We start from the raw sequence: 5,985 nt of genomic DNA on the forward strand, positions 1-5,985 counted from the left end.
CGGCAGGGCTGAGCCCGGCCCCCGCCCGGGCTCAGCCCTGCCGGGCCCCGGCCCCGGCTCGGGTGGCTCCGGCCCCGGCTCCGGTGGCCCGTGGTTGCCGGGCGTGCAGATCGCCCAGTCCCTGCCGGGTGGCCACCAGCAGCACCCGGTCCTGCGGCCGCAGGACGTAGTCGTCGCCCAGCTCGTGCACCAGGCGGGCCGGTTCGCGCTCGGTGTCCGGCGGTGGCGTGGCGGCCGCGGCCTGCGGCTCCGGGTCGTCGGGGGCGCAGGTGTCCACCGCCAGCACCCGCAGCCGGCCCGGCCGCAGCACCTCGGCGACCGTACGGCCCTCCAGCGCGGCATTGCCACGCACCTCGACCCGGGCGACCAGCAGCACCCGGCGCTCGACGGGAATGGCCCCCAGGATCTGCCGCCCCATCATCGCGCCGCCGAACGCGGGCGCGGCCAGGAAGGAGGTGCTGCGGCTGCGGGTGAGCGCCCGGGGATGCGCGGCGCGCAGGGTGCGGTAGACGGCGGTGGCGAACCGGTCGTCGAACAGCCGCAGGGTGACCCGCAATCGCGGGGTGACGCTGCGGGCGTAGAGGGCGGCCTCCAGATTCGTGGTGTCGGCGCTGCTGAGGGCGAGCAGCGAGGACGCCCGCTCGATCATCGCGGCCTCCAGGACTCCTTCCTGGGTGACGTCCCCCAGGACGGTGGGCACCCGCAGCCGGCGGGCCAGTGCGATGCCCCGCGCCTCCGGGTCCGCCTCGATGCACACCACGGGGATGCCCATCTCGTGCAGTCGCGCCAGGACGCGGGTGCCGACCTTGCCGAGGCCGAGCAGCACCACGTGCCCCGACAGACCGCGCGGCGGGCGGCGCAGTGCCGAGGCACTGCGGAAGGTGCCCAGCCCCTCGAACGCCGCCGCGACCAGCACCGGCAGCAGCAACAGGCCGGTCAGTCCGGACAGCAGTTGCAGGATCTTGCGGGGCAGCGGCTGGCCGAGCGCCGGGTCGTTGATCGCGAAGAGGTCCAGCAGCGTGAGATAGGCGCCGTGCACCGGGTCCAGACCGGTGGTGAGCCAGGACGCGACGGCCAGCGCCAGCACCGCGCCGACGACGCCGGCCAGCGACCAGCGCAACCGCCGGGAGAAGAGCGAGGCGAGGGGGGCGCCCCGGCCGCGCAGCCAGGCGGGGCGCACCGGCCGCCCCGTATAGGAGACGGTCTCCAGGACGACGGTGCCGCAGCCGGCGGCGTCCGTGACCGCGGCATCGTCCGGCAGCAGCTGCCCCTCCTCGCCGCTGCCCGAACTCGGCTCCTGGTCGGGGTCGTTGGCGGAGGCGGGCAGCAGCGCCAGGGTGCACAGGCCGGGGTCACCGGGCCGGCCGGGAGGCACCGGCGGCCGCTCCACCGCCCGCAGCAGCAGCCCGTCCGCCTCGATGACCTTGCTGGTCCCGGCGACCGCGGTGGCCACCAGCGCGGGGGCCACCGTGTCGGCGTCGGACAGCACCGTCGTGGAGGCGTCGGCATCCACCGCGTCGGCGCCCACCGCGTCCCCGCCGCCGTAGGCGCCCAGGCCGGTGACCGCCGCGGCCTGGTCGAGCAACTCCTCCAGGTGCTGGCCGAGTTTGCGGTTGTAGAGCCGGATGACCAGCCGCAGGCGGGGATTGAGCCGGCGGGCGCGCAGCGCGGCGTGGATGTTGAGCTCATCGTCGTCGTAGACCAGCGCCAGCGCGCCCGCCTCGGCGACGCCCGCCTCGGTCAGCGCCACGTCGTCCGGCTGCGCCGCCTCCAGGATCCGTACGGTCTCCTCCGGCGGCTCCGCACCGTCCCCGGGCGCCTCGGACGGCACCGGCGAGGTACGGGCGACCGCCGCCGACACCCGGCCCAGGAGCGCGGTCGCCCGGTCCAGCGCGCGGGCCGGCGGGATGCGGGGCCGGTGCGGCTCCCGGGCGGAGGGGACGACGAGCGTCACCCGTTCGCCGTAGACGTCCCGGAGCTCGGCGGCGAGCCGGTGCGCCAGCGCATCGTCGCCGCAGACCACCATGTGCGAGGTGTATGAGCCCTGTTGGGGCTGGAGAGGCAGGTTGGGCACACGGTTCAGCGTGCCTTACGGACCCGGCACAGCGCAGCCCGGGCGCGGGAGACCGTCGCCCCACCGGGCAGGCCACATCCGAATGCCGCCCACCGCGCCCCCTACCAGGACCGGCATTGCGGCTACGGTTGTACCGGACCACGGTGCGAGCGGCGCTCCCGTTGCCCGCCCGGGTCCGTGTGGCGAGCCGTGGCCTTGTGTCGCCGGTACTGGGAGAAGAAAGTAGTGAGCAGGGTGTTTGTGCAGGTCATCGCGCTAGTACAGGGCACGGGGTAATCAGCATGCACATCGTCATCATGGGGTGCGGGCGCGTGGGCTCCGCGCTGGCACAGACCCTGGAGAGCCAGGGGCACACCATCGCGGTGGTCGACCAGGACCCGACCGCGTTCCGTCGCCTGGGCTCGTCCTTCGGCGGCCGCCGGGTGACCGGCGTCGGCTTCGACCAGGACACCCTGCGCGAGGCCGGTATCGAGGAGGCGGGCGCCTTCGCGGCCGTCTCCAGCGGTGACAACTCCAACATCATCGCCGCCCGCGTGGCCCGCGAGATGTTCGGCGTCGAGAACGTCGCGGCCCGTATCTACGACCCGCGCCGCGCCGAGGTCTACCAGCGCCTGGGCATCCCCACCGTCGCCACCGTCCGGTGGACGGCCGACCAGATGCTGCGCCGGCTGCTGCCGTCGGGGGCCGAGCCGCTGTGGCGGGACCCGAGCGGCGGCGTGCAGCTCGCCGAGGTGCACACCGCCCCCTCCTGGGTCGGGCACAAGATCAGCACGCTGCAGGAGGAGACCGGCGTCCGCGTCGCCTTCCTCACCCGGCTGGGCGAGGCGATGCTGCCGACCTCGCAGACGGTGCTGCAGGAAGGCGACCTGGTGCACGTGATGATGCGCACCGACGAGGTCGAGAAGGTCGAAGCGGCATTCGCCACGGGTCCTGAGGGGGCGCAGTCATGAGGGTCGCGATTGCGGGCGCGGGTGCGGTGGGCCGTTCCATCGCCGGCGAACTCCTCGAAAACGGGCACGAGATCCTGCTCATCGACAAGGCGCCGACCGCCATCTCGGTCGAACGGGTGCCGCTGGCCGAGTGGCTGCTGGCCGACGCCTGCGAGATCACCTCGCTCGACGAGGCGGCGCTGCAGCGCTGCAATGTCGTCATTGCGGCGACCGGCGACGACAAGGTCAACCTCGTCGTCTCGCTGCTCGCCAAGACGGAGTACGGCGTGCCGCGGGTGGTCGCACGGGTCAACAACCCCAAGAACGAGTGGCTGTTCAACGAGTCCTGGGGCGTCGATGTCGCGGTCTCCACGCCGCGTCTGATGTCGGCCCTGGTCGAGGAGGCGGTCAGCGTCGGCGATCTCGTACGGCTGCTGCGCTTCAGCCACGGCGACGCCAACCTCGTCGAGCTGACGCTGCCGCCGGAGGCCGCGCTGGCGGGCACCCGGGTCGGCGATGTCGAGTGGCCCCAGGACACCTCCCTGGTCACGATCATCCGCGGCACGCGGGTGCTCACGCCCAACAAGGAGGACGCGCTGGAAGCCGGTGACGAGTTGCTGTTCGTCGCGGCGCAGTCGCGTGAGGAGCAGCTGGAGGACCTGCTGTCGGTGCGGCACGAGGAGTCGTAACCCGGCCCCTTCGGCCCACTGACAACGCCGGGGCCCGGGAACCGAGCGGTTCCCGGGCCCCGGCGTTCGGTGTGCGGAGGCGTCAGCGGCGGTGGCGGCCCCCGCCCTGCGGGCGGTCGGCCGGGGGCTCGGCCGTGATCTCCGACACGAGGTCCCGGCCGAGGTCGTCGGCGACCCGGTCCAGCGTCTCGCGCTCGGTACGGCGCCGCTCCTCGGCTTCCTCCTCGGCCTTCTCCTTCGCCTCCATCTCGGCGAAGACGTCGATCGGCGGCGGTGCCTTCGCCAGGAAGATCCAGGTGAGGTAGACCGCGAGCAGGAACGGCGGGATCTTCAGCGCGATCAGTATCCAGCCGAGCTGGGTGGTGTCGGCCCACCAGTACAGCGGGAAGAGGATCGCGCACTTGGCGAGCAGGATCAGCCCCCAGGCCCAGCTGGCCTTGGCGTACGCCGTCTTGCGGCCGGGGTTGCGGGTGCGCCAGGAGAGGTTCTCCTTGAACACCGGGCCGAGCATCAGCCCGATCAGCGGGACGCCCGCGAGCGTGGTGACGATGTAGGCGGTGGCCAGGCCGAGGGTGTAGAGCATGCCCGGCAGATAGAAGTCCTTGGCGTTGCCGGTCATCATCGCGAAGACCACGCCGAAGGCCACCCCGAAGACACCGCTGAACGCGTGCTTGACGGTGTCCTTGCGGACCAGGCGCACCGCCGCCAGCACCAGCGAGACGGCCAGCGCGGCGATCGCCGAGACGTGCAGGTCCTTGTTGATCGTGAAGATCGTGACGAACAGCAGGCCGGGGACCACGGTCTCCACCATGCCGCGCACGCCGCCGAACGCCTCGAACAGCGCGGCCTCGGTCACCTGCCTGCCGTCGACGGCACCCTCGGCGTCCTGGCCGGGCGGGGCGGACGAGGGGCCTGCGGAGGAATCGGGGTCGGCATGCGCGTCAGTGGTCGGTCGGTCGTAAGACGTCACCGGCTACTCCTGTCCGAGCGGTCGGAGTTCGTACTTCGGATTGAAGAGCACCCGGCGTCCGTGGCTCAGCGAGACCCGGCCCGAGGCGATGAGCTTCCGGCCCGGCTCGATGCCGACGATGGAGCGGCGTCCCAGCCACACCACGTCGAGCGCCGCGGAGCCGTCGAACAGCTCCGCCTCCAGCGCGGGCACTCCGGCGCGCGGCCGCAGCGTGACATGCCGCAGGGTGCCGGTGACCTTCACTATCTGGCGGTCGTCGCAGTCGCAGATCCGGGTGCACCCCGCGTTCTGCGCATCCTGTTGCAGCTCGGCGGACTGCAGCTCCTCCTCGGAGGAGGACAGCCGGTCGAGCATCCGGCGGAAGCGACCGGCCGGCTTCTCGGATCGGGTCCCAGCACTCATACGCCCCAGCGTACCGGTGGCCGCGTCCCGGGCTCACGGCCCGCACGCGGACTTCGTACCCGGCTCACAAACCCGCCCGGCCGGCGCGGAGCAGGGCGCCGCGGGGGTACTACTGCTCGAAGCGGTAGCCCATGCCCGGCTCGGTGATGAAGTGCTTCGGGTGCGAGGGGTCGCTCTCCAGCTTGCGGCGGAGCTGGGCCATGTACACCCGCAGATAGTTGGTCTCGGTGCCGTACGAGGGGCCCCAGACCTCCTGGAGCAGCTGCTTCTGGCTGACCAGCCGGCCCGCGTTGCGGACCAGGACCTCCAGCAGATGCCACTCGGTGGGGGTCAGCCGGATGTCCCGGCCGCCGCGGTTGACCTTCTTCGCGGCGAGGTCGACGGTGAACCCCGCGGTCTCGACGATCACTTCGTCGTCGGCCGGCCCGGTCGGCTCGGCCCGGCGCACCGCCGCCCGCAGCCGGGCCAGCAGCTCGTCCATGCCGAACGGCTTGGTGACGTAGTCGTCCGCGCCGGCGTCCAGCGCTTCCACCTTCTCGTCGGAGGTCTGCCGCGCGGAGAGCACCAGGATCGGCACCCGCGTCCAGCCCCGGAGCCCCTTGATCACCTCGACGCCGTCCATATCGGGCAGGCCGAGGTCGAGGACGATGACATCGGGGTGGCGGGCGGCCGCGAGTTTGAGCGCGGTGGCCCCGTCGGGGGCGGCGTCGACCTCGTACTTGCGCGCCTTCAGGTTGATCACGAGCGCGCGGACGATCTGCGGCTCGTCATCGACCACAAGCACCCGGTTCACTGGCGTTCTCCTCGCGGTGTCGTCGCCCCACGGGCCGGACCCGCGGGGCGAGTGGTGGGGGTGGTCCGTACGGCCCGGCTCATGTCGTGGCCCGGGCCGTACGGACCACCCCCACCACTCGCCCCGCG

6 protein-coding genes are annotated in these 5,985 nt (G+C 72.7%); 2 read left to right on the top strand and 4 right to left on the bottom strand.

Annotation, left to right across the window (positions count from 1 at the left end; translation table 11 throughout):
* Positions 1-31 precede the first annotated feature (31 nt).
* On the bottom strand, positions 32-2,026 hold the full coding sequence (locus EST54_RS32930) for an NAD-binding protein (protein WP_129251351.1): 1,995 nt from the start codon (positions 2,024-2,026) through the stop codon (positions 32-34).
* Positions 2,027-2,355: 329 nt separating this feature from the next.
* Between EST54_RS32930 and EST54_RS32935 the strand changes: the two genes are divergently transcribed.
* Positions 2,356-3,024, top strand: coding sequence for a potassium channel family protein (locus tag EST54_RS32935; RefSeq protein ID WP_129251347.1), 669 nt, complete (start codon positions 2,356-2,358; stop codon positions 3,022-3,024).
* Positions 3,021-3,692 carry a potassium channel family protein gene (locus EST54_RS32940; protein ID WP_129251348.1) on the top strand — a complete coding sequence of 224 codons (672 nt, stop codon included), beginning with the start codon at positions 3,021-3,023 and terminating at the stop codon, positions 3,690-3,692. The genes EST54_RS32935 and EST54_RS32940 overlap by 4 nt, the downstream gene beginning before the upstream one ends.
* 82 nt (positions 3,693-3,774) lie before the next feature.
* On the opposite strand, the gene EST54_RS32945 is transcribed toward EST54_RS32940, so the two are convergent.
* From EST54_RS32945 to EST54_RS32955, 3 genes are all read right to left on the bottom strand, one after another.
* On the bottom strand, positions 3,775-4,662 hold the full coding sequence (locus EST54_RS32945) for a DUF3159 domain-containing protein (protein WP_129251349.1): 888 nt from the start codon (positions 4,660-4,662) through the stop codon (positions 3,775-3,777).
* A 3-nt stretch (positions 4,663-4,665) separates the two neighbouring features.
* Entirely contained in the window at positions 4,666-5,064 is a 399-nt protein-coding gene (locus EST54_RS32950) for an OB-fold nucleic acid binding domain-containing protein (protein WP_189096321.1), read from the bottom strand.
* Positions 5,065-5,173: 109 nt separating this feature from the next.
* On the bottom strand, positions 5,174-5,857 hold the full coding sequence (locus EST54_RS32955; protein WP_129251350.1) for a response regulator: 684 nt from the start codon (positions 5,855-5,857) through the stop codon (positions 5,174-5,176).
* Positions 5,858-5,985: the final 128 nt, after the last annotated feature.

This window comes from Streptomyces sioyaensis, from assembly GCF_004122735.1.
Taxonomy (GTDB): Bacteria; Actinomycetota; Actinomycetes; order Streptomycetales; family Streptomycetaceae; genus Streptomyces; species Streptomyces sioyaensis.